We start from the raw sequence: 26162 nt of genomic DNA on the forward strand, positions 1-26162 counted from the left end.
ATTTATCACAGATTATACTTTATCATATAATCATAATAAAAAAAAGGGCTAGCATAATTAGCCCTTTGCTTTCCATATTATTATCTTGGTTGAACTATTAGCTTTATAGCTGTTCTTTCTTCACCGTCTATCTCTATATCTGTGAATGCTGGAATACAAATTAAATCGATTCCACTTGGTGCAACGAATCCCCTTGCAATAGCTACTGCTTTTATAGCTTGATTTAAAGCTCCTGCTCCAATTGCTTGAATTTCTGCTCCTCCTTTTTCTCTTAAAACACCTGCTAATGCACCTGCAACTTTATTTGGACTTGATTTTGCTGAAACTTTTAATACTTCCATAATAAACCTCCTATATAATTTTATACTTTATTTGTTATACTTTATACTACTTCTACTTATGTATATTCTACACATAATGAAAAAATCCTCTTAATTTTGTAAAATTACTATGAATTTACAAGATTTAGAGGATTTTGTTTTCTAATCTAATTTTTATTTAGCATACTCGATGGATCGAGTTTCCCTTATTACATTTACCTTAATTTGACCAGGGTATTCTAATTCATTCTCTATGGTCTTAGCCATATTTCTAGCCATCTCATAGGACCCTGCGTCATCTACTACTTCTGGTTTAACTATTATTCTTAGCTCTCTACCCGCTTGAATGGCATATGACTTTTCTACGCCTTCATATGAATTTGCAATCTCTTCGAGTTTTTCTAACCTTTTAATATAAGCTTCTAAAGTTTCTCTTCTTGCTCCAGGTCTAGCAGCTGAAATAGCATCTGCCGCCTGAACTAATATTGCTTCTATAGATTCAAATTCTTCATCTCCATGATGGGCAGCTATTGCATTTACAACTATGGATGACTCATGATATCTTTTAGCCACTTCGGCTCCTATAATAGCATGTGGTCCTTCCACCTCATGGTCAACAGCCTTTCCTATATCGTGAAGCAATCCTGCTCTTTTAGCTAAAGTAGGATCCATTCCCAATTCCGAAGCCATTAAGCCTGCTAAGTAAGATACTTCTATAGAATGTTTTAAAACATTTTGACCATAACTAGTTCTATATTTTAATCTACCTAATAATTTTATTAGTTCTGAATGAAGTCCATGCACACTTGTTTCAAATGTAGCCTGTTCCCCTTCTTCTCTAATATTATTTTCAACTTCCTTTTTGGCTTTTTCTACCATTTCTTCAATTCTAGCTGGATGAATACGTCCATCCATAATTAATTTTTCTAAAGCTATTCTAGCAACTTCTCTTCTTACAGGGTCAAAAGCTGAAAGAATAACTGCTTCAGGTGTATCATCTATTATTAAATCTACACCTGTTAAAGTTTCAAGTGTTCTTATATTTCTACCTTCTCTTCCTATAATTCTTCCCTTCATTTCATCATTAGGAAGATTTACTACATAAACTGTGGTTTCTGCAACATGGTCTGCTGCACATCTTTGAATAGCATATGTAGTTATTTCTCTTGCCTTTTTATCGGCCTCTTCTTTAGCTTTTGTTTCTACCTCTTTAATTAACATTGCGGTTTCATGTTTAATTTCTTTTCTTACTTCTTCTAGTAACATTTCTTTAGCTTGATCTGAAGTTAATCCAGCAAGCCTTTCCAATTCTTCTCTTTGTTTTTCGTATAAATTTTCTATGTTACTCTTCTTATTTTCCAGTTCTTGATGTTTTTTATTCAAACTTTCTTCTTTCTTTTCTAACATGTCACCTTTTTTGTCAAGTGCTTCTTCTCTTTGTATTATTCTTCTTTCTAATCTTTGAATTTCATTTCTTCTGTCTTTAGACTCTTTTTCAAAATCGTTTCTAAGTCTATGCATTTCTTCTTTTGCTTCTAGTATGGCTTCTTTCTTTTTAGATTCAGCCTCTCTTTTAGCATCTTCTATTATATTACGTCCTTTTTCTTCTGCATTTGAAATTTTAGCTGCAGATACATTTTTCCTAATATAGTAATCAACATATACAGCTATAACTGCTATTATAATAGTTGCTACTATATAATACGTTAAGTTCAAATGAGCACCTCCTTTGCTTTTTGTGTTTAGATAATCTATTGCTGATAAATACAAAAGCTTAGAAAGTGTCATAATTTATTCAAATGGACTAACTTTTTTGCTAAACCAGATTTTGTCTTTATTTTATATTAATTTTTTTATTATGTCAAGTTATATATATTTGTATATAATTTAAACTTCTTCTGCTTTTTTCTCTTTTTTATCTTCCACTTCTGCTTTAATATTATTTTTAACAATTGGAAGATCATATTTTTCTCTTATAGTATTTTCTATTTCATAAAGTAGTTCTGGATTATCCTTTAAAAACTGTTTTGCATTTTCTCTACCCTGACCTAATCTTACATCATTATAGGAAAACCAAGATCCACTTTTTTGCACTATTTCTTCTTTAACACCCAAGTCTAAAACATCACCTGTTCTTGATATACCTTCATTATACATTATATCAAACTCAGCATTTTTAAAAGGAGGAGCTACTTTATTTTTAGTTACTTTTACTCTAGTTCTATTTCCTAAAAACTCATCTCCTTGTTTTATTGTATCTATTCTTCTAACATCCAATCTTACACTAGAATAAAATTTAAGTGCCCTTCCTCCCGGTGTAGTTTCAGGACTTCCAAACATTATTCCAACTTTTTCTCTTAATTGATTGATGAAAATAGCTACACAGTTAGATTTGTTTATGGAACCTGCTAATTTTCTAAGGGCTTGAGACATCAATCTTGCTTGTAATCCAACATGAGAATCTCCCATCTCTCCCTGAATTTCTGCCTTAGGAACTAATGCCGCTACAGAGTCAACAACTACTATATCTATAGCATTGGATCTAACAAGAGCTTCTGCTATTTCCAATCCTTGTTCTCCTGTATCTGGTTGAGAAACTATTAAATTGTCTATATCTACTCCTAATTTTCTTGCATAAGATGGATCTAATGCATGCTCAGCATCTATAAAAGCTGCAACTCCACCATTCTTTTGAGCTTCTGCTATTATGTGTAATGCCACAGTTGTCTTACCTGATGATTCAGGTCCATATATTTCTACTATTCTTCCTTTTGGAACTCCACCTATACCTAAAGCTATGTCCATTCCAAGACATCCTGTGGAAATAGCTTCTATATCCAATATGTTTTTTTCTCCTAATTTCATTACAGAGCCTTTACCAAATTGCTTTTCTATGTTTCCCATAGCTGCTTCTATGGCTTTTAATTTTTCTTTATCCATAATAATCCCTATTTAAGGGTCACCATCCTTTCTTTATTTCGAACATCTGTTCTAATTATAACTTAATTTAACACTTTGGTCAACCCAATATTAATGAATAATGAACAATTTAGGATGATTTTCTTTCTGACGTCAGAAAATCTTTATTTTTATTATATTTTTTAAAAATAATTGTACTATGAAAAACTTGTTCAGCAAAGCTGAACAAGAGGATCTTATACAATTAAAATTTTTTCGTAACGTAGTGGAGAAAAAATAACCATAATTACTCATTATTCACTGTTCGTTGTTCATTAAATAAAGTTCCCTATAGGGAACTTTATTTGTATTATTGACAGATATATTTTTTTAAAACAACTCTAAATAATTATTTATCTATTTTTATAGCTTCTTTATTTTTCACAAAATAATCTATTCCAGAAATGATAGTTATAATAACTGCAGCACCCATGGTTATATTAGTAAGACTAGAAATATAGTTACTTGGAATAGATAATATGTTAATATTATTTAAATTTATAAGTGCTATTATAATAGCTATAATTTGTGTAACAGTTTTTGCTTTTCCCAAAGGACTTGCAGCAATTACTATACCCTCAGAAGCTGCTACTGCTCTAAGACCTGTTACGGCAAATTCCCTTGCTATAATAATCATTGCAACCCATGTAGAAATAACCTGTAATTCTACTAATGATATTAAAGCTGCTGTAACCAACAGTTTGTCTGCCAAAGGATCCATAAATTTACCAAATCGTGTTATTTGATTTCTACTTCTTGCTATATAGCCATCTAACTTATCTGTAAGAGCTGCTATTATAAATATGGCTGTAGCTATAGTTTTTCCATATGGAATGTCATTAATGGCTATAAAAATCAAAAAAACAGGTACTAAAAATATTCTGATTATAGTTAATTTATTTGCAAGATTCATCACATACAACTCCTATTAGATCATATTCTAAGGTCTCTAATATTTTGATACATACCATCTCACCTATATTTAATATTTTATCACATTTAAAATAAATTGCACCATCTATTTCCGGTAGCATTTCATAATTTCTTCCTATATAATGTTCTCCATTAAAATTATCTACAACTACTTTGTATACTTTATTAACTTTATCAGCATTAATACTTTTAACTATGTCTCGTTGCATCTTCATTAATTCTTCTCTTCTTGTTTCCTTTATCTCTTCTAAAACTTGATCTTCCATTGTTGCCGCAGGTGTGCCCTCTTCTTGAGAGTATTTAAAAACTCCTAAATTTTGAAATTTGAATTCTTCTACAAAGTCTTTAAGTTCTTTAAAGTCTTCCTCCATTTCTCCTGGAAAACCTACTATTAATGAAGTTCTTATAGACATTTCTGGAACTCTTTTTTTAATATCTCTTAAAACCTTTGTAACCAATTGTTTATTTCCTTTTCTGCCCATTCTTTTTAATACAGAATCACTTATGTGCTGTATAGGTACATCTACATACTTACATAACTTTTTGTTTCTGGCAAACTCTTCTATTAGCTCCTCTGTTATATCTTCTGGATAACAATATAATAATCTTATCCATTCTATTCCATCTACTTCTTCTAATTGTTTTAAAAGTGAAGGTAGCGTTTTTTCACCATATATGTCCAATCCATATCTTGTAGTATCTTGTGCAACTATTATTATTTCTTTAACACCATTTTGCGAAAGAAATTTAGCTTCTTCTATTATGTCCTCAATTTTTCTACTTCTGTATTTTCCCCTTATTTTTGGTATTGCACAATAAGTACAGAAATTGTCGCAACCTTCAGCTATTCTTAAATAGGCATAATGTTTTTGTGTAGTTAATACCCTACCACCTTCATTTATAACTGTATTACTATAGTTACAATAAAGGGACTTTTCACCTTTTTCTATGGATTTTTTAATAGCATCACTAAGCTTATCATAGTCATTTACTCCTAACATTACATCTACTTCTGGAAGTAATTCTTGTAATTCTTCTCCATATCTTTGGCTTAAACAACCAGTAACTACCAATACTTTACAGTTATTATTTTTATAGTTTGACATTTCTAATATTGTATCTATAGACTCTTTTTTAGAATCTTCTATAAATCCACAAGTATTTACTATAATAACATCTGCTTCTTTAGGATCATTTGTTATTATACCTTCTTTTTTAATCTCATTTATCATTACCTCAGAGTCAATTCTATTTTTATCGCAACCTAAACTAACTACTCCATATTTTATTTTTGTCATTTTACTCCTCCTTAAACTTCTTAGACAATATCATCTTTGCTTATTAATACCTGTCTTGGCTTACTTCCATCTTTTTGGGATATAATACCCCTCTCCTCCATTTGGTCCATTATTCTAGCTGCCCTATTATAACCTATTCTTAACTTTCTTTGCAATAGTGAAGTTGACGCTTGATCTACATCTACTACAATTTTTATGGCCTCTTCTAAAAGTTCGTCTCTATCCTCGTTATTTATTTCAATTGAAGTGTTTATTTCATCTATTATGCTATCTTCATATTCTACTTCCCCACATTGCTTCTCTTTTATAAAACCTACTACCTTTTCAACTTCTTCTTCAGATATGAATGCCCCTTGTACTCTCATAGGTTTTGATTCTCCAGAGGGATAAAAAAGCATGTCTCCTTTTCCTAATAGTTTTTCTGCTCCTCCCATATCCAATATGGTTCTTGAATCTATCTGACTTGAAACTGCAAAGGAAATTCTAGAAGGTATATTAGCTTTTATGACTCCTGTTATTACATCTACAGAAGGTCTTTGAGTGGCTATAACTAAATGCATACCTGCAGCTCTTGCCATTTGAGCTAATCTTCCTATATAGTCTTCTATATCATTAGGACATACCATCATTAAATCTGCTAATTCATCTATAACTATAACTATTAAAGGAAGTTTTTCTACTCCCTTCCCTTTCTTAAGTAGCTCATTATAACTTTCAATGTTTCTTACATTGGTTTCTGCAAATAACTTATATCTTCTAGTCATTTCATTTACTGCCCAATACAGGGCACCTGCTGCTTTTTTAGGTTCTGTAACTACAGGAATAAGTAGATGTGGTATATCATTGTATATATTAAGTTCTACTACTTTAGGATCTACCATAAGCAGTTTTACATCTTCAGGAGAATACTTATATATTAAGCTTATTATTAAAGTATTTATACAAACACTTTTACCAGAACCTGTAGCCCCTGCTATTAATAAATGCGGCATTTTACTTAAATCTGAAACAACACAATTACCCGCTATATCTTTTCCTATGGCAAAAGCTAAATTTTTATTACAATTCTTAAATTCATTAGAGTCTAAAACCTCTTTTAAATAAACTGGTGTTAATTCTCTATTAGGCACCTCTATTCCCACAGCTGACTTACCTGGTATTGGTGCTTCAATTCTTACATCTTGAGCGGCTAAATTTAAGGCTATATCATCTGCTAAGTGTACAATTTTACTTACTTTAACCCCAACACTTGGTTGAAGCTCAAATCTGGTTACTGAAGGTCCTTTTGTAACCTGAGTTACTTTAGCTTCCACCCCAAAACTTGTTAGAGTTTCTTCAAGTTTATTGGCATTATTAAGTAGCTCCTTTTTATCTTCTTTCTTTAGTTTTATAGATTTATTATCATTTAATAAATCTATAGATGGAAATTCATAATCTATAGTTTTTAAAGCCGCTTTGCTCATTTCCTCTTCCAACTCTTTATTTATATCTTTTTCTCCTTGAATATTATTGCTATCTTTTCCTTTTTGTATAGGCTTATTTTCTTTTGTATCATCATTTTCTTCTATATTGGTATTTTTTATAAAATCTATTATTTTTATTCTATTAATTATTTTTTCTTCTGGTATCTCCTCCGAATCTTTAATCTCTGTAAATTTAACTTCATCTTGAACATCCTCTTTTATTTCTATATTTTTTTCTTTTCTCCTTTTTTCTTTTTTAAGTTTAAACTTACTTATTATGCTGTATAAAGATATTTGGCTTATTAATATAAAACATATAACATATATAGAAATAAATATTACAAAAGTTCCCCATTTGCCAAAAAGCTTATATAAGGGAAGATCCACTATATATGAAATTACCCCACCATGTAAAAAAGTTTCCGAGTTATAAATATCCACAATTCCTTGAAAAAAACTTCTATCCAAGCCTTTTGTAACTATATCTCCTATATGTAAACAAAATAGTGTATTTAAAATAAATAAAACTATTCCATAAAACTTTCCACTATATGTTACTTTACCTTTTTTAAGTATTAGACATACACCTACAAATATTATAAAGAATGGAAATATAAAAGCTCCTAACCCAAATATAAATACAAGAATTTTCTTTGACATTTTACCAATAATTCCTGAATTTGAAGAGGACATAATACTTATAAGAGAAAGTACACCTATAGTTATAAATAATATCCCTTTAATTTCAGCATCTAGTTTAATAGTTTTTTGCTTTTTTTTCTTTGCCACTTTATCCCTCCCCCTTTAGTTAATGAATAATGAATAATTTTTTGATTGTATAAAATCTTTATATTCAGCTTTGCTGAACAGGTTTTCCATAGTACAACTATCTTTAACAAATCTAATAAAACTAAAGCTCTTCTGATGTCAGGAAGAAGAGCCTCCTTAATTGTTCATTATTCATTATTAGCTGTTCATTATTATTTTACATATCCTTCTAATGCTTGTCCATACTTAAAAATAGCCATAGGTTTTACCCATAGCTATTTTACCTCTTTTTTAATGAGTTCTTCTAATTTATTAAGTGCTTCTTTAATACCACCTACTTCATCTATAAGACCACAGTCTACGGCTTCTTTTCCTATTAAAATGGTTCCCATATCATTTAATAAATTATCTGTTTTAATCATCATATCTTTAATAGTTTCTTTATCCATTTTAGAAGTTCTTACTATAAACTCTATAATTCTATCCTGCATTTTATCAAAATATTCAAAGGTTTGAGGAACTCCTAGAATTAATCCATTCATTCTAATTGGATGTATTATCATAGTAGCTGTGGGGGATATAAAAGAATAATTTGAAGCAGTTGCTAAAGGCACTCCTATGGAATGGCCTCCACCTATAACAAGGGATACTGTAGGCTTACCCAGACTGCCTATCATCTCAGCAATAGCGAGTCCTGCTTCTACATCTCCACCTACTGTATTTAAAATCACTAAGACCCCCTCTATGTTATCATCCATTTGAATATTTACTAATTGTGGTATTACATGCTCATATTTAGTACTCTTATTTTGAGGTGGTACTGCTGCATGCCCCTCCACTTGACCTATTATTGGTAGAATATATATCCTATCATTAGGTTTAGGAGTCTCTACAACTCCCAACTCTTTTATATTTTCTAAATTATTTTCTTCTCTTTTTTCTTCATTTAACATAAAAAATCCCTCCCTATGCACAATTTTATTTTGTACATAAGAGAAGGCTATTATACTCTTTTTATTTATTATTAGATAAATTAAATGCATTGTGTAATGCTTTTATAGCTTTTTCTGTATGAATATCTTTTACTAAACACCAGATTGTAGCGTGAGAGTCGGCTGTTTGTAATACTTCTATATTTTCATTCATTAATACATAAATTATTTTTGCCATTACTCCAGGAATACCTCTCATTCTATTTCCTATAATAGCAATTTTACTACAGCTATCTATGTGAGAGTATTTTAAATTAATTTTATTCATTATGCTACTAAATTTTTCAAAATCCTTCCCATCAATAGTAAATATACTTTCTCTTGGGAATACATTAATTAAATCTATACTTATGGAATTTTCAGCTAATATATCTAGTATTCTAAAATAACTTTCATTTTCTTTATTTTGTTCAAGTTCTATTTTTATTTGAGTCCTATCATTGGTATGAGTAATTCCTGTTATTATATTATTTAAATTTAAATCACTTATATTATTTATTAAAGTTCCATCACAATTAGTTAAAGTATTTTTTATTACTATAGGGATGTTTTCATTCATTGCTATTTCTACTGCTCTTGGATGTATAACCTTTGCTCCTTCATGAGAAAATTGGAAAGTTTCATTATAACTTATTTCTTTTATCAAAGTAGCATCAGATACTATCCTTGGATCTGCGGTCATTATTCCATCTACATCTGTATATATTTCTACTTTTTCTGCCTTTAATGCTCCTCCAAGTAGAACCGCTGTAACGTCACTTCCTCCTCTACCTAAAGTAGTTATAAATCCATTTTCACTAATTCCTTGAAAACCAGCTACTATTGGGATTTTATTTTCTTCTACCACATCCAATATTTTATCACATTCTAATTTTAATATGGATGCGTTGCTATAATTATCATCTGTTAATATTCCAGCTTGTCCTCCTGTTAAAGGTACTGCGTCTATATTTTTAGATAAAAGTTCATCAGCCATAACAACAGTACTTATTATTTCTCCACAACTCATTAAAAGATCTATAGCTAAATTATTCTTCTTTAGTTCATTACTAACTAAAGATAGTAATGTATCCGTTGCATAAGGTTCTCCCTTTCTTCCCATAGCGGATACCACAACTACAGGACTATATCCAGCATTTTTAGCTTTTATGATTTTTTCTACAACTCTTTGTCTTCTCTCTTTAGTAGAAACAGAAGTACCTCCAAATTTTTGTACTATTATTTTCATAATGTTCCTCCCTGCTTCATATACGGCTATTTTTTAATGTGGACTCCTCTATATCTATTATTATAGTTCTCGTTCCTATTTTTTTTACATATTCCCAGGGAACTTCAAAAAATTCGCTTTTTCCGAGGAATGAAAATTTATTTTTTACACTAGCCAATATTAATAATTTAAAATTTCCTTCTTCATCTATTATTACATCATTATTACCTAAAAAATTGTATTTTTCACCGTTACTAATATTTATAATTTCAAATCTTTCCATTTCACTATATTTTTTTACATCTTCCGACATATTAAAACCTCCCTAATATATTTCTATTTTATCTCTATGAAATACATCAAGGATATATTACATTTATATACCTATATTATATAAATGTGCTATTGGAATTGTTCTTAAATGGGTTTATACTTTTATCCATCATGTTATTAACTGTTTCTATATCTATATTTTCTCCTACAAAAGCAGAGTTTATTATACCTTTTTCAAATGTATTCTCTTTCACTCTATGAATGCTTTCCATGTCTATTTTATCTATTTTTTTAATTATATCCTCTGGTTTATTAATTCTATTTAAAAATAATACAGATCTTGCGTTGCTAAACATTCTACTACTGGTACTTTCAAGTCCTAGTATATAACTTCCCTTTAATCCTTCTTTTCCCTGTATAATTTGTTCCTGACATATGCAATACTTGGAAAACTTATGTACTTCCTCCACAATGAGTTTTAAAACCTCTATAGAATATTTAGAGTTTAACCCTGTATATATATTTACTATTCCTGTATTATTATAACTATTTACATAAGAGTATATAGAATAACATCTTCCTTTTTCTTCTCTTATCTTTTGAAATAATATAGATGAAGTGGAGCCCCCAAATATATTATTTAGTAATAATATAGTATACATGTCTTCGTTTCCGATTTCTACTCCTTGCATACCTAAATTCATATGTAGCTGTTCTATTTCCTTTTTTCTAAAAAGATGATTATTCAAAACATCAGGTGTAGAATATAGCAAAGGTTTTTCATTTGAAGCTTTCCAATGACCAAAATAGTCCTCTATTAATTTATATATATTTTCATCAAAATTCCCTGCTATAGATATAACGCAATTTTCTGGAGTATAGTGACTCTTTAAATATTCTATAATATGATTTCTTGTAAAGGATCTAACCCCTTTTGCTGATCCCAGTATTGGAAGTGATATAGGGTCATCTCCCCAAGCTGCCTTACTATGAAGTTCTACAAGCACATCCTCTGGTGAATCTTCATTCATGCTTATTTCTTCAAGTATAACGCCCTTTTCTAGTTCTATATCTTCTTCATTAAATTTACTATTAAAAATCATATCTGATAATATATCTAAAGCAACATCTAAATGTGTATATAAAAGTTTTATATAGTAGCAAGTTGCTTCTTTTCCTGTAAAGGCATTTATGTGACCACCTAAATCTTCTATAGTTTTTACAATTTCTTTTGCATTTCTATTATTGGTTCCCTTGAACATCATATGTTCTATAAAATGAGAAATACCATTATTATGTTCATTTTCATTTCTAGATCCATTTTTTACCCATAGACCTATACTTACAGATTGCACATAATCTATTTTCTCTAAAGCTACTCTTAATCCGTTATTGAGGCTATATAGTTTATACATAAATTCCTCCATAAATTTTATAATATTCCATTTAAAAAATAAAAAGGCACAAAGCCCTTCTATTTTAATGATTATTTTCTTTAGTTTTTTCGTCTTCTTCTTTCTTTATTGCATCTCTTCTTGAAAGATTTATTCTTCCTTGATCATCTATATCTGTTACTTTTACTAATATTTCATCTCCAACTGAAACCACATCTTCAACCTTATTTACTCTTGTAAAATCTAATTTTGAAATGTGTACTAATCCTTCTTTTCCTGGAAGTATTTCAACAAAAGCCCCAAAATTAGTTGTTCTAGTAACTTTACCTAAATAAATTTCTCCTGCTTCCACATCTTTAGTTAAATCATTTATCATCTTTAAAGCTCTATTAGCTCCTACACTATCAGAAGACATAACATATATTTTTCCATCTTCTTTTATGTCTATTTGAACTCCTGTTTCACCTATTATTTTATTTATTGTTTTACCACCAGCACCTATTACATCTCTTATTTTTTCTGGTGCTATAGTCATAGTATAGACTCTTGGTGCATAAGGTGAAAGTTCTGCTCTGTGCTCTGGTATACACTCTTTAATTTTACCTAATATATACATTCTAGCATCTTTTGCTTTTATTAAGGTTTCTTTTATACAGTTGTCTGATAATCCACTTATCTTTGTATCTACTTGTAGAGCGGTTATTCCTTTTTCTGTACCCGCAACTTTAAAGTCCATATCTCCAAAAAAGTCTTCTATGCCTTGTATATCAGTTAAAATTTTTTCTTCTGTTAAATCATCATTAGTAACAAGCCCCATAGCTATTCCTGCTGCTGGTCTTTTTATAGGTACACCTGCATCTAATAATGCTAGTGTACTCCCACAAACACTTGCCTGTGATGTAGATCCATTTGAACTTAAAACTTCGGATACAAGTCTTATAGTATATGGGAAATCTTCTTCAGATGGTATTAATGGTTCTAATGCTTTTTCTGCTAAAGCTCCATGACCTATTTCTCTTCTACCTGGTCCTCTTAAAGGTCTAGTTTCCCCTACACTGTAAGAAGGAAAGTTATAGTGATGCATATATCTTTTAAATTCTTCATCTTCTATACTATCGAGAATTTGTACATCTGCTAAAGGTCCAATGGTAGCAGCTGTCATTACTTGAGTTAATCCTCTTGTAAATAGTCCTGTACCATGAGTTCTTGGAAGTAATCCTACTTCACAGCTTATTTTTCTTATTTCGTCAAAAGCCCTTTCATCTGGACGTCTTTTTTCTCTAAGTATCATATTTCTTACTACTTCTTTTTGCATTTTATATAAAGCTTCTGAAATATCTGAATCATTCTCTGGATACTTTTCTTCAAACTCCTCTTTCACTTTTTCTTTTACTTCATCTATTTTTTCATTTCTAAGGTCTTTATCTGAAATGTACATAGCTTCTTTAACCATAGGAAATGCGAATTCTCTTACTTCTTTTTCTATATCTTTATCCACTAAGTATAAAACTGGTTCTACTTTTTCTTTCCCAAATCTTCTCATTGCCTCTTCTTGGAATTCCACTATTTTTTGACATTGTTCGAAACCAAATCTTATTGCATTATACATAGTATCTTCATCTACTTCTTCAGCACCAGCTTCAATCATCATAACTCTTTCCTTTGTAGCTGAAACAGTTAAATTTAAGATACTTTCTTCTCTTTGACTTTGAGTTGGATTTAATATAAAGTCTCCATTAATTAGCCCTACGGAAACATTAGCTACTGGAGTCGTAAAAGGTATGCTAGATAGACATAGAGCTAAAGATGCTCCATTCATAGCTAATATATCTGGTTGATTATCAGATTCTACAGATAGGACAGTGCATACTATTTGAACATCATTTCTATATCCTTTTGGAAATAGAGGTCTTAGGGGTCTATCTATAGCTCTAGCATGTAATATAGCATTCTCTGTAGGTCTTCCCTCTCTTTTTATAAATCCTCCAGGTATTTTTCCAACAGAATAAAGTCTCTCCTCATATTCTACACTTAATGGAAAGAAATCTATTCCATCTCTTGGTTCTTTAGACGCATTTGCATTTATAAGTACCACTGTATCTCCATAGCTTACTAATATAGCACAATTGGAAAGCATTCCTACTTTTCCATATTCTACTTTAAGGGTTCTTCCTGCTATATCAGTTTCAAGTACGTGACTCATAGTTTACCTCCTTTTGAAACCATAATTTTGATTAAAACTAAAATTAATTTTATATAAAATACATTGTTCAAAATAATAGAGCGGTCAAAGCCGCTCTACCACTGAAAATTTATTATTTTCTTAATCCTAGTTCTTTTATAATTGCACGATATCTTTCTATATCTTTCTTTTCTAAGTAGTTTAAAAGCCCTCTTCTTTTACCAACCATCATTAAAAGTCCTCTTCTAGAGTGGAAATCTTTCTTATGAACTTTTAAGTGTTCATTTAAATGATTGATCCTTTGAGTTAATAGTGCAATTTGAACTTCCGGAGAACCTGTATCTCCTTCGCTTCTTGCATGTTTTTTTAATATTTCTTGTTTTAATGCCTTATCCATTAATGTTACACCTCCGATTGTATTATCCCCCTAATCCATGATTACCGACGGCAATACAGTAATCCTAGAATAAGGTTTATAGAAATAATTATATCAAATTTCTTCAAATTTGTAAATTATTTTTTACAATTAAATCTAAACTTTGTTTATTTACGTATCCCTTATCTTTTTTAATTGTCAAAGATAACTCCTCTAAAGATTTAAATTTTTTTTCATTTCTTAGACGACTTAAAAAATAAAGTCTTATTTTCTCTCCATATATCTCTTCATTAAAATTCAATACATGAGTTTCTATGTTTAGTTTTTTGCTTTTTACTGTTGGATTATAACCTATGTTGGTTATACCCTTATAAAATTTGCTATTATATAATACTCCTGTAAAATAAACTCCATTTTTGGGTATTACAAAGTCCTTATTGTAATTCAAGTTTATAGTGGGAAAACCCATTTTTCTTCCTATCTGACGTCCTTTTATAACGTTACCTTCTAAAAAATATGGATGTGGAAGCATTTCTTTAGCTTCTTCTACATTTCCATACTCCGATATAGTTTTTCTAATTCTAGAACTAGAAACTACCTCATCATTATACTCTACAGGGCCTACTATAAACAATTGAAAATCATATTTTTTACTAAGTTCTTTTAACAATTCAACATCGCCAGAATTTTTATGTCCAAATCTAAAATTAAAACCTACTACTATACCTTTTATATTGTATTGTTTTATTATATTTAATATAAAATCTTCTGGAGATATTTCCATGAAATTCTTATCAAAGCAAATAAATCTTAATATATCTACACCTTTATTTTTAAGTACTTCTATTTTTGTACTATTATCCATTAAAAGTTTCGGTGCTAAATTTTCATTTATAACCCCTAAAGGGTGATTCTTAAAAGTATATACCATACTTTTACCATTATTTTCTTTAGCAAGTTTTATTGCTTTATCTATAAGTTTCATATGTCCTAAGTGCAGTCCATCAAAACTTCCTAAAGCTACATAAATATCAAGGTTATACTTTGTTTTTATCTCTTCTTCTATTATATCCATATTCATTACTCCTATACAAGTAATTTAACGATCTTAAACCCCTCTTTAGTTTTTTGTCCTAACCCTATGAATTTATCTTCTTGGTAAACTCTTAAAATATCATTTGCTTTTATTTTATCTAAAAGCCTTTTATCTTTTACTTTTACTCCATTTTTTAGAAGTCTTGAAAAGTATTCATCTATTTCTATTCTTTCATATTTACTTAGAGCTTTTTCTGCAGGAATTATAAATTCTTGTATATTTTCTTCATTTATATCTTCTAAGTTTATAGAGTTTTCAATAGAGAAATTTCCTGTTTTAGTTCTCTCCAATTCCCACATAGTTGCCCCCATTCCTAATTTGTTACCAATATCATAGCAAAGACTTCTTATGTAAGTTCCCTTAGAACAATTTACTTTAAATTCTACATAGGGAAGATTCACCTTTAGCACTTCTATATTATAGATATTTATTTTTCTACCTTCTCTTTCAACCTCTATTCCTTTTCTTGCAAGATTGTATAATCTTTCCCCTTTAATTTTTATAGCAGAGTACATAGGAGGAATTTGTATAATTTCCCCTTTAAAAGAATTTATACAGTTTACAACTTCCTCCTCTAAAATTTTGGATGCATCTTCTTCTTTCAGTACTTTTCCTTCTCTATCATAAGTATCTGTGATTAATCCTAATTTTAGTTTAGCTCTATACTCTTTGTGTTCATTCATAATAAAATCAACAATTTTGGTAGAACCACCTAAGCATATAGGTAAAACCCCTGTAGCCATTGGATCTAATGTACCTGTATGCCCTACTTTTTTTATTCTACTTATTTTTTTAATAATTCTTACCACATCAAAAGAGGTAATATTTTGAGGCTTATATACATTTATTACACCATTCATTTCATCAGCTCTTTTTTTATTAAATCTATTGCTATATTTTTTACTTCTTCTAAGGTTTTTCCCTTAACAGAAGCTCCAGCAGCCCTTATATGTCCGCCTCCACCAAGCTTCTCTGCTACATTCCTTACATCCGCTTTAGACTTAGATCTTAAACTTATTTTTATTTCCTCATCTTTTTCTTTTAAAAGAAGAGTTACATCCACTTCTTTCATAGTTCCTCCAAAGGAAACTATATCAGAAGTATCTTCTCCAGAGTCTATATTAAACTTTTTAAACATTTCCTGTGTAACTTTCATAACACAAATCTCATCTTCTATTAACTCCATGTCATTAAAAACTTCCCCATAAAGCTTAAATCTAATAAAATTTTTATTATCAAATATTTTTCTGTGTATGCTACTAAAATCTATACCTGTAGTTATTAAATCCCCAGCAACACAATGGGTTACAGAAGTAGTATTTGAATGTCTAAAAGATCCTGTATCCGTTAATATAGATGTGTATAAACAAGTTGCTATATCCTTATTTATGTTAACATCTAAAGATTTTAACATTTGATATACTATCTCCCCCATACAAGCTGCATTAGGATCTACAAAGTTATAATCTCCATATAATTCATTGGATATATGATGATCTATATTAATAAAGATATATTTTTTATTTTCAATATCTATATTAGCATTTACCCTTGCAAAATTTCCACAATCCAATACTATAACTAACTCCGTTCCATCTAAAACCTCTCCATGACTTTTAGTTATTGCACCAGCACAGGATAAAAACTTAAAATCTTCTGGTATATCTTCTTTTGATATAATATATACATCTTTTTTTAAAGAGGATATACCTTGATATAAAGCTAAAGTACTTCCTATAGAATCACCATCTGGAGACACATGGAAAGTTAATGCTATTTTGTTACTTTCCATTATTAAATCTAATATTTTATTTGTTATCATGGTCTTCATTCTCCTTGATTTTATCCAAAATAGAATCTATGTGCATACCATGCTCTATAGAATCATCATTTTGTATAATAATCTCTGGTGTATATCTTAATTTAATTCTATGTCCTACTTCTCTTCTTATAAAGCCACTAGAGCTTTTAAGTGCTTCTAATGTTTCCTCTTTTGACTTTTCATCTCCAAATATACTTACATATACCTTTGCATATCTTTGATCTTTAGTTACATCTACTTTAGTTACGCTAACCATAGCACTTATTCTTGGATCTTTTAAATCCATTCGGATTATGCTTGAAATTTCTTTTTTTACTTCTTCATTTATTCTACCAGCCCTATACTTAGCCATATTTTATCACTCCAATCATAGTGTATGCTTTTTAATAGTCTCCATTGTATAAGCTTCTATTGTGTCGCCCTCTTTTATATCATTAAATTTCTCAACCATTATTCCACATTCATATCCAGCGGCTACTTCTTTAGCATCATCTTTGAATCTCTTTAAAGATGATAATTCAGATTCGAAAATAACTATACCGTCTCTTATAATTCTTACACCTGAATTTCTAGTTATTTTACCACTTTGAACATAACATCCTGCAACTGTTCCTACATTAGATATTTTATATGTCATTCTTACTTCTGCTCTTCCTTGAATAACTTCTTTATATTCTGGTTCTAGCATACCTATCATAGCTTTTTTAATGTCTTCAATGGCACTGTATATAACTCTATAAGTTTTTATTTCTACATTTTCTTTTTCAGCAGATACTATAGCATTTGAATCTGGTCTTACATTAAAGCCTATAATTACAGCACTAGATGCATTAGCAAGAATTACATCTGTCTCCGTAATAGCTCCAACTCCACCATGAATAACTCTTACTTTTACTTCATCAGTAGATAATTTTTCAAGGGATTGTCTTATAGCTTCAATAGTTCCCTGTACATCTGCCTTAACTATGATATTTAATTCTTTTATTTTTCCTTCTTTTATTTGACTATATAAATCTTCTAATGAAACTTTACTAGTTGCTAAGTATTCACTTCTAGTTTTTTCTTTTCTCTTCTCAGCCATTTCTCTTGCAGTTTTTTCATCCTTTACTACATAGAATCTATCTCCCGCTGAAGGTACTTCTGAAAGCCCTAAAATTTCTGCCGGAATTGATGGTCCTGCTGAATTTATTTTTCTTCCCTTATCATCAAACATAGCTCTAATTCTTCCATAAGTGGTTCCAACTATTATGGAATCACCTGAATTTAGAGTTCCATTTTGAACTATTAATGATGCCACAGGTCCTCTTCCCTTATCTAATTTAGCATCTACAACTGTTCCCTTAGCTTTTCTATTAGGATTTGACTTTAACTCTTGCATTTCTGCTGTTAAAAGTACCATTTCTAATAATGTATCTATGCCTTCCTTTGTATGAGCTGATACTGGCACAGTAATAGTATCTCCACCCCAGTCTTCTGCTACAAGGCCTTTTTCTGCTAATTGTTGCTTTACTTTATCTGGATTAGCACCAGCTCTATCCATTTTATTTATAGCAACTACCATTGGAACATTCGCAGCTTTACAGTGATTAATAGCTTCTTCAGTTTGTGGCATTATACCATCATCTGCTGCAACAACTAATATAACTATATCTGTTATCTGAGCACCTCTAGCTCTCATTGATGTAAAAGCTTCATGCCCTGGCGTATCTAAGAATGTTATTTTTTCACCATTTATAGTTATAGTGTAGGCTCCTATATGTTGAGTTATACCTCCTGCTTCACTAGCAGCTACTTCTTCTTTTCTAATAGCATCTAATAATGAAGTTTTACCATGGTCAACGTGACCCATAACTGTAACTACTGGAGGTCTTTTTACAGTCCCTTCTTCTTCCTCTTCTTCAATGTATTGTTCCACAGACTCTTCTAGTACGTCTACTTCTCTTTGTACAACTATAGCTTCAAATTTTTCACCAAGCTTTTCTGCTGCTTCAAAATCTATCTCTTGATTAACTGCAGCCATTACTCCCATCATCATTAGTTCTTTTATAACTTCAGCATAAGTTTTTTTCAATCTATCTGATAACTCTTTAACTGTTATGGTATCTTCCATTTCTATTACTATTTCTTCTTGTGCATCATTTTCATCGTCATTTTTTTTAACTTTATTTTTTCTATTTTTCTTTACTACTTTTATTTGAGCTTCTTGAAGGTCTCCATATTTTTCTTCTATGTTTTCCTCAGTATTTTCTTCTTTGCTCTCACCATAAAATTCTTTTATCAATAGAGCATCTTCTTCCTCTACAACACTCATATGATTTTTCACTTCAATGCTAAATTCATCTTTTAATAAACTAATTAAGTCTTTACTTGATATACCTAATTCTTTTGATAATTCATATACTCTTACTTTTGACAAAGCATTCACCCCCGAAACTTATTTATGAACCATTCCACAATTGTAGCAATCTATTTGCCATAGACTTATCTTTTATACCTATTATATTTAAGCCTTCTTTTCCTAAGGCATAAGATAAATCTTTACTGGTATAAGCTACTATCATAGGAATATTCTTATTATTACTAATTCTTTCAAACTTTTCTTTGGTATTAGAAGAGGTTTCTTGCGATACTATAATAAGGTAGCAACTATTCTTTTTTAATGCTTCTTCACATTTATTATATCCTTCTATAACTTTACCTGCTTTTTTTGTTATTCCTAAAAATGAAATAAATCTATCCTTCATTTTCTATCTCTTCTTTTAATTTATTAAATAGTTCCTCACTTATAGTAGCTTCTAGATTTTTTTCTAATCTTCTAGTTTTAAAGGATTTTTGAAGACAATTTACATCTTTACAAATGTAGGCACCTCTTCCTGACTTCTTTCCTGTTAAGTCTATTGAAACCTCTCCTTCTTTATTTCTTACAACTCTAATAAGTTCTTTTTTAGGTTTCATTTCCATGCAACCTGTACACATCCTTTGAGGAATTTTCCTTGTCTTCAACATGATCACCCTCCTTTTATTTAATTTTCACTTTCTACAACTTCTATATCCTCTTCTACTTCTGAAATTTGTGATAAGCTTTTTATATCTATTTTCCATCCTGTTAATTTTGCAGCCAGTCTAACATTTTGTCCTTCCTTACCTATAGCTAGGGAAAGCTGATTATCTTCTACTAAAACTTTTGCTGATTTACTTTCTTCATCTACATCCACTTTTAGTACTCTTGCCGGACTAAGTGCATTTGATATAAATTCATCAGGTAACTTACTCCATTTAATTATATCAATTTTTTCATTTTTAAGTTCATTTACTATATTTTGAACTCTTGTTCCTTTTGGACCTACACAAGCTCCCATAGAGTCAACATTTTCATCATTTGAATGTACTGCAATTTTTGTTCTTGATCCTGCTTCTCTAGAAATACTTTTTATTTCCACAATACCATTATATATTTCTGGCACTTCTAATTCAAATAATCTCTTAACTAGACCTGGATGGGTTCTAGATACTACTACTTGTGCACCTTTAGTAGTATTTTTTACTTCAACTATATATAGTTTTAATTTATCATTAAAATTATATTCTTCTCCTGGCATCTGTTCATTAGGTCCTAGAACTGCCTCTATTTTACCTAAGTTAATAAATACATTGGTTTTATCTTTTCTAATAACATTACCTGTTATTATATCACATTCTTTTTCTATGAATTCATTATATACAATTCTTCTCTCTTCTTCCTTTATTCTTTGCACAACTACTTGTTTAGCCGCTTGAGCTGCTACTCTTCCAAATTTTTCTGGTGTAACTTCTATATCAACTATATCTTCTAACTCATATCTAGGATCTATTGTTTTAGCATCTTCTACGAATATTTCATTGAATTCATCTTCTACTTCTTCTACTACATTTTTTCTTGAGTAAACATGGATTTCTCCAGTTTCCCTATTCATAGACACATTTACATGTTGACTTGTTGCACCTTGTTTTGAGTAATTCTTTTTATATGCAGCAACTAAAGCATCTTCTATAGTATTAAAAAGTAGTTCCGCACTAATACCCTTTTCTTTAACAATTTCTTTTAATGCTACTATGAATTCCTCATTCATTTAATTTTCCTCCCTTTACCCTTCATAAATTAAATTTATTCTTTTAATCTTTTTACGTGGAATTTTAAAATCTTCAGCATTGATTTCTAAAGTAAGGTTTTCATTATCAAAACTTTTAAGCTTTCCTTCAAATTTTCTACCACCATTAAATAAAGACTCCAGCCTTACACAAGCAGTTTTACCTATGTTGTCTTCTATATGTTTATCATCATATAGTTGTCTTTCAAGTCCTGGTGAGGATACTTCTAAATAATAGCTAGTGTCTATAGGATCTTTTTCATCTAACATAGCACTTACAGCTCTACTTACTTTTTCACAATCTTCTAATCCTATTCCACTTTCACTATCTATATATATTCTTAAATAATTCTCCTTATTTTCATTTACAAACTCTAAATAATATAATTCATAGTCTAAATCATTAACTATAGGTTCTGTCAATTCTTTTAAATTATCTATAAAAGTTTTATTATTCATTTAAATCCCTCCTTAAACTATAGTTTGTAATATAAAGATGCTTACAATTCAAAAAAATCAAATTAATTTAAAAACGCAACTAAAAGTTGCGTTTTTAACAATAGAAAAAGCGGGTAGAAACCCACTTTTGCGCTAAAATTATTAAGAGTTCTTTCAAATTTAATTTTAACATAATAAATAATATAATTCAAGGAAAAGATTTATATGGATTATAAGTTAAATAAAGATAATTGATTAGATTCAGGAAGTCCCCTTAAGCAACCATGATTTTCTAAATTTTCTATTACAGTTTTTGTAGCTTTTCCTCTCTTATTTAAATCTTCTTTGGATATAAATTCTCCTTCTTCTCGAGCCTCAACTATATTTTTAGCTGCATTTTCTCCAACACCCTGTATAGCACTTAAAGGTATTCTTATGCCTTCTTCCTCTATTAAGAATTTTGAAGCATTAGATTTATAAAGATCAGCTTTTAAAAATTTTATTCCCCTTAAATTCATTTCATGACATATTTCTAATACTGTAAGTAGTCCTTTGTCTTTTTGTGTAACATTGTTTCCTAAAGAGTTTATTTCATCTATTTTATTTAATATAGCTTCTTCTCCTTTAAATACAGTTTCTGCATCAAAGTCAGAAGCTCTTACTGAAAAATAGGTAGCATAGTAAGCTGTAGGATAATAAACTTTAAAATATGCTATTCTCACTGCCATCATAACATAAGCCACAGCATGCCCCTTTGGGAACATGTATTTTATTTTCTTACAGGATTCTATATACCAACCAGGTACATCATGTTCTCTCATTATAGCTTCATGTTCTTCTGTGAGACCTTTCCCTTTTCTTACTTTTTCCATTATAGTAAAAGCAATTTTTGGAGGAAGATCTTTTTGTATTAAATAAGTCATTATATCATCTCTTGTGGCTATACAATCCTTAAGAGTGGTATACCCTTCCTTTATATAGTATTGAGCATTATTTAACCATACATCAGTACCATGGGATAGACCTGATATTCTAACTAAATCTGAAAAACTATTAGGTTGTGTATCTACAAGCATTTGTCTAACAAATTTTGTACCAAACTCTGGTAACCCATAGGTTCCCACTTCACATTTTAACTCTTCCGCATTTACACCTAAAGCCTTAGGTGAGGTAAATAAACTCATTACTTTTGGATCTGCTAAAGGTATTTTTTTAGGATCTACTCCTGTTAAATCCTGAAGCATTCTTAATACAGTAGGATCATCATGACCTAATATATCTAACTTTAAAAGTCTACCACTTATTGAATGATAGTCAAAATGAGTAGTTATTATATCTGTATCATTATCATCTGCTGGACGTTGAATAGGTGTAAAATTAAATATTTCATTATCCTGAGGCACAACCATTATTCCACCCGGATGCTGTCCTGTAGTTCTCTTGACACCACTGCATCCTAATGTAAGTCTCTCAATTTCCGCCTGTCTTACATTTAAATCTTTTTCACTTATATACTTTTTTACAAATCCATAAGCAGTTTTTTCTGCTATAGTTCCTATGGTTCCAGCTTTAAAAACTTTACCTTCTCCAAATAGAACTTCTGTATATTTATGAACTACTGCTTGATATTCACCAGAAAAGTTTAAATCTATATCCGGCTCTTTGTCTCCTTCAAAACCTAAAAAGGTTTCAAAGGGAATATCGTGACCATCTTTACTTAATAAAACTCCACAATTAGGACAGTTTTTATCTGGAAGATCCGCTCCTGAAGACACAGATCCATCTGTTATAAATTCATTGTACTTACATCCAGGGCAAACATAATGTGGAGGCAAACCATTAACTTCTGTAATATCTGTCATAGTTGCTACCAAGGAAGATCCTACAGAACCTCTAGAACCTACTAAATACCCATCTTGTACTGATTTATCCACTAGTTTATGAGCAATTAAATAAAGTACCGCATATCCATTATTTATTATAGAATTTAATTCTTTTTCTAATCTTTTTTCTACTATTTCTGGTAAAACCTCTCCATATATTGAATGGGCTTTTTCTATAGTCATTTTTCTAACTTCTTCTTCTGAGCCCTCTATTTTTGGAGGAAAGGTTTCATCGGGTATAGGTTTTATATTATCTATACTATCTGCTATTTTTACTGTATTTGTAACAACAGCCTTGTAAGCTTTTTCTTTTCCTAAATATTCAAATTCTTTTAACATTTCGTCTGTAGTTCTAAGGTATAATGGCGGCTGATTTTCTGCATCGCTAAATCCTTGACCAGCCATTAATATTTTTCTAAAAACTTCATCTTTTTTATCTAAAAAGTGAACATCACAAGTAGCCACTACTGGCATATTATTTTCTTCTGCTAAATTATATATCTTCTTATTTATATCTCTTAATTCTTCTTCATCTTTTACTATTCCATTTCTTATCATAAAATAGTTATTCTTTATTGGTTGTATTTCTAAATAATCATAAAAACTTATAACTTCTTTTAATTCTTCTTTGGATTTATCCATTAAAACTTCTTTATATACCTGTCCTGCTTCACAAGCTGATCCTATCATAAGCCCTTCTCTGTATTTATTTATAAGACTTTTGGGCATTCTTGGTTTTTTATAAAAATGATTTAAATGAGATTCAGATATAAGTTTATAAAGATTTTTTAATCCTATTTTATTTTTAACTAGTATTATTACATGATAGGTAGGTGATTTTTTTATATCTTGGTTCTTAAAATATTCTTCATTTAACATATTTAAGTTCATTATCTCTTTATCTTTTAAATCCTCAAAAGCTTTTAAAAGTATATCCCCCGTAGTTTTAGCATCTTCTACCGCTCTATGATGATTTAAAAGGGGTATTCCTAAATGTTTTGCTACCACATTTAGTTTATATCTTTTAAGCTCAGGATATAAAAATTTACAAAGTGGAATGGTATCTAATATTGGATTATTAAAATGTATTCCGAAATCCTTACAGTTCTTTTTTATAAAGGATACATCAAAATTAGCGTTATGAGCAACTAATATAGAGTCTTCAATAAAATCTATAAATTTTGGTAAAACCTCTTCTATTTTAGGAGCATCCTTTACCATATAATCATGTATTCCTGTAAGTTCTATTATTTTCTCTGGAATAATTCTTTCTGGATTGACAAAAGTGCTATATTTATCTACTACTTTACCTTCTTTTATCTTTACGGCACCTATTTCTATTATTTTATCATTTTTATTAGAAAAACCAGTGGTTTCAATGTCAAAAACCACATAACTGTCCTCTAAAGTTCTATGACCTGCATTTATAGCTATAGGTATCCCATCATCTACTAAATAACCCTCTACACCATATATTATTTTTATATTGTACTTTTTAGCAGCCTCCATTGCTTCCGGATATGCCTGAACCACGCCATGGTCCGTAATAGCTACTGCTTTATGTCCCCATTTGGCTGCTCTTTTTATTAAGCTTTCTGCAGAATTCATTCCATCCATAGCACTCATCTTTGTATGAAGGTGAAGTTCTACTCTTTTTTCTTCTGCTATATCCATTTTTTCAATTTTGTTTAGTTTTACTATATCCCTTGCCATTATAACTATTTCTCTTGCATATGAGTCATTTACTACTTCTCCTCTTATTTTACAATATAACCCTTCCTTTATTTCCTCTATAACTCTTTCAGTATCTTTAGGTTTTGGAAATAACTTAACAGTTATAGAACTTGTATAATCTGTTATATAAAAGGTCACTATCTTTCTTCCAGTTTTAGTTTCTATTATCTTTGTTTTAAACACATCTCCACAAATAGAAATAATTCCTGAAGTTTCATCTATGTTAGATATATCTACTGGATCTTCATTTATATTTTTCCCTACAATTATGCTACTATTTTTATTTTCTTCCCTTTTATTATAATTGTTATCTTTTTTAGGAATGGTCTTTTCAATTCTACTTTCTTTTATAATATTTTTTATAATTAAGGCTTCCTGTTCTTCTTTAAAGTCTAAATAATTACATTTTCCATTGGATTTATCCAGTATGAATTTTACTTTACACTCTACTCCAAATACATCTTTTATGGTGCTGGATAGTATCTTTTCAAAATTCTTTTCTTTTAAAATATTATATAAAAAGTCATTTCCATATTGTAATTTTAAAGTGTTTTCATCTATTACTTTCCTTTTTGAACTTATTAAACATTCTTTGCAAAATGGAATATATGTAAGTATGCTGTTTACTATATCTATCCAATATTTTTCACATATGTCTTTTAAATTAATTCCAGATACATCCCTATAAGAAAGCACTTCTATTTCCTTAAAATACTGGAATTTTTTAAAAAACACCTTTTTTATTTCAGTTATTTGATTATTATTTACTTCTTTTTTAGACTTTACTATAACCTTCAATTTATTACTCTTTTTAAAATACTGTATTCTATGGACTCTTATGCCCTCTAAACTATCTTGTGAAAAAGTATTGTCTTCTAATATTTTAGCTAATTCCATA

22 protein-coding genes are annotated in these 26162 nt (G+C 29.9%); all 22 read right to left on the reverse strand.

Annotated elements, in window-relative coordinates; all coding sequences use genetic code 11:
- Nucleotides 1–80: 80 nt before the first annotated feature.
- Nucleotides 81–341, reverse strand: a complete 261-nt coding sequence (locus tag B5D21_RS07300) for a stage V sporulation protein S (protein ID WP_023438183.1) — start codon at nt 339–341, stop codon at nt 81–83.
- 153 nt (nt 342–494) lie between these two features.
- Entirely contained in the window at nt 495–2036 is a 1542-nt protein-coding gene (rny, locus tag B5D21_RS07305) for a ribonuclease Y (protein WP_035109869.1), read from the reverse strand.
- 171 nt (nt 2037–2207) lie between these two features.
- Nucleotides 2208–3260 carry a recombinase RecA gene (gene recA, locus B5D21_RS07310; RefSeq protein ID WP_011099517.1) on the reverse strand — a complete coding sequence of 351 codons (1053 nt, stop codon included), beginning with the start codon at nt 3258–3260 and terminating at the stop codon, nt 2208–2210.
- Nucleotides 3261–3627: 367 nt separating this feature from the next.
- The gene (gene pgsA, locus B5D21_RS07315) at nt 3628–4191 is read right to left on the reverse strand and encodes a CDP-diacylglycerol--glycerol-3-phosphate 3-phosphatidyltransferase (protein WP_035109870.1); all 564 of its coding nucleotides are present in this window, start codon (nt 4189–4191) and stop codon (nt 3628–3630) included.
- On the reverse strand, nt 4175–5509 hold the full coding sequence (rimO, locus tag B5D21_RS07320; RefSeq protein ID WP_011099515.1) for a 30S ribosomal protein S12 methylthiotransferase RimO: 1335 nt from the start codon (nt 5507–5509) through the stop codon (nt 4175–4177). Before rimO ends, pgsA begins: the two co-directional genes overlap by 17 nt.
- Before the next feature lie 20 nt (nt 5510–5529).
- Nucleotides 5530–7761, reverse strand: a complete 2232-nt coding sequence (locus B5D21_RS07325) for a DNA translocase FtsK (protein ID WP_011099514.1) — start codon at nt 7759–7761, stop codon at nt 5530–5532.
- A 254-nt stretch (nt 7762–8015) separates the two neighbouring features.
- Nucleotides 8016–8693 (reverse strand): ClpP family protease, encoded by a 678-nt coding sequence (locus B5D21_RS07330; protein WP_035109874.1) that lies wholly within the window; start codon nt 8691–8693, stop codon nt 8016–8018.
- A gap of 61 nt (nt 8694–8754) precedes the next feature.
- Nucleotides 8755–9960 carry an aspartate kinase gene (gene dapG / locus B5D21_RS07335; protein WP_011099511.1) on the reverse strand — a complete coding sequence of 402 codons (1206 nt, stop codon included), beginning with the start codon at nt 9958–9960 and terminating at the stop codon, nt 8755–8757.
- Between the two features lie 16 nt (nt 9961–9976).
- Nucleotides 9977–10252, reverse strand: coding sequence for a YlmC/YmxH family sporulation protein (locus tag B5D21_RS07340; protein WP_023438174.1), 276 nt, complete (start codon nt 10250–10252; stop codon nt 9977–9979).
- Between the two features lie 76 nt (nt 10253–10328).
- Complete coding sequence (locus B5D21_RS07345) at nt 10329–11627, reverse strand: M16 family metallopeptidase (RefSeq protein WP_035124871.1); 1299 nt, start codon at nt 11625–11627, stop codon at nt 10329–10331.
- A gap of 64 nt (nt 11628–11691) precedes the next feature.
- Nucleotides 11692–13809: a polyribonucleotide nucleotidyltransferase gene (locus tag B5D21_RS07350; RefSeq protein ID WP_011099509.1), complete on the reverse strand. Its 2118-nt coding sequence runs from the start codon at nt 13807–13809 to the stop codon at nt 11692–11694.
- Nucleotides 13810–13921: 112 nt separating this feature from the next.
- Entirely contained in the window at nt 13922–14185 is a 264-nt protein-coding gene (gene rpsO / locus B5D21_RS07355; protein ID WP_011100342.1) for a 30S ribosomal protein S15, read from the reverse strand.
- Between the two features lie 103 nt (nt 14186–14288).
- The gene (locus tag B5D21_RS07360; protein WP_035109879.1) at nt 14289–15239 is read right to left on the reverse strand and encodes a bifunctional riboflavin kinase/FAD synthetase; all 951 of its coding nucleotides are present in this window, start codon (nt 15237–15239) and stop codon (nt 14289–14291) included.
- 11 nt (nt 15240–15250) lie between these two features.
- Entirely contained in the window at nt 15251–16120 is an 870-nt protein-coding gene (gene truB / locus B5D21_RS07365; RefSeq protein ID WP_011099507.1) for a tRNA pseudouridine(55) synthase TruB, read from the reverse strand.
- Nucleotides 16117–17082, reverse strand: a complete 966-nt coding sequence (locus B5D21_RS07370; RefSeq protein WP_035124874.1) for a DHH family phosphoesterase — start codon at nt 17080–17082, stop codon at nt 16117–16119. The genes truB and B5D21_RS07370 overlap by 4 nt, the downstream gene beginning before the upstream one ends.
- Nucleotides 17069–17434 (reverse strand): 30S ribosome-binding factor RbfA, encoded by a 366-nt coding sequence (gene rbfA / locus B5D21_RS07375; RefSeq protein WP_011099505.1) that lies wholly within the window; start codon nt 17432–17434, stop codon nt 17069–17071. Before rbfA ends, B5D21_RS07370 begins: the two co-directional genes overlap by 14 nt.
- Before the next feature lie 15 nt (nt 17435–17449).
- Nucleotides 17450–19498 carry a translation initiation factor IF-2 gene (gene infB, locus B5D21_RS07380; protein WP_035124876.1) on the reverse strand — a complete coding sequence of 683 codons (2049 nt, stop codon included), beginning with the start codon at nt 19496–19498 and terminating at the stop codon, nt 17450–17452.
- A gap of 22 nt (nt 19499–19520) precedes the next feature.
- Nucleotides 19521–19826 carry a 50S ribosomal protein L7ae-like protein gene (locus B5D21_RS07385; protein WP_011099503.1) on the reverse strand — a complete coding sequence of 102 codons (306 nt, stop codon included), beginning with the start codon at nt 19824–19826 and terminating at the stop codon, nt 19521–19523.
- Complete coding sequence (gene rnpM / locus B5D21_RS07390) at nt 19816–20085, reverse strand: RNase P modulator RnpM (RefSeq protein WP_035110430.1); 270 nt, start codon at nt 20083–20085, stop codon at nt 19816–19818. Before rnpM ends, B5D21_RS07385 begins: the two co-directional genes overlap by 11 nt.
- A 20-nt stretch (nt 20086–20105) precedes the next feature.
- Nucleotides 20106–21191 carry a transcription termination factor NusA gene (gene nusA, locus B5D21_RS07395; RefSeq protein WP_011099502.1) on the reverse strand — a complete coding sequence of 362 codons (1086 nt, stop codon included), beginning with the start codon at nt 21189–21191 and terminating at the stop codon, nt 20106–20108.
- Nucleotides 21192–21206: 15 nt separating this feature from the next.
- Nucleotides 21207–21668, reverse strand: a complete 462-nt coding sequence (gene rimP, locus B5D21_RS07400) for a ribosome maturation factor RimP (protein WP_011099501.1) — start codon at nt 21666–21668, stop codon at nt 21207–21209.
- 209 nt (nt 21669–21877) lie between these two features.
- Nucleotides 21878–26161 (reverse strand): PolC-type DNA polymerase III, encoded by a 4284-nt coding sequence (locus B5D21_RS07405; protein ID WP_011099500.1) that lies wholly within the window; start codon nt 26159–26161, stop codon nt 21878–21880.
- Nucleotide 26162: the final 1 nt, after the last annotated feature.

The sequence above is a fragment of the Clostridium tetani genome (assembly GCF_900167265.1).
Classification (GTDB): Bacteria; Bacillota; Clostridia; order Clostridiales; family Clostridiaceae; genus Clostridium_G; species Clostridium_G tetani.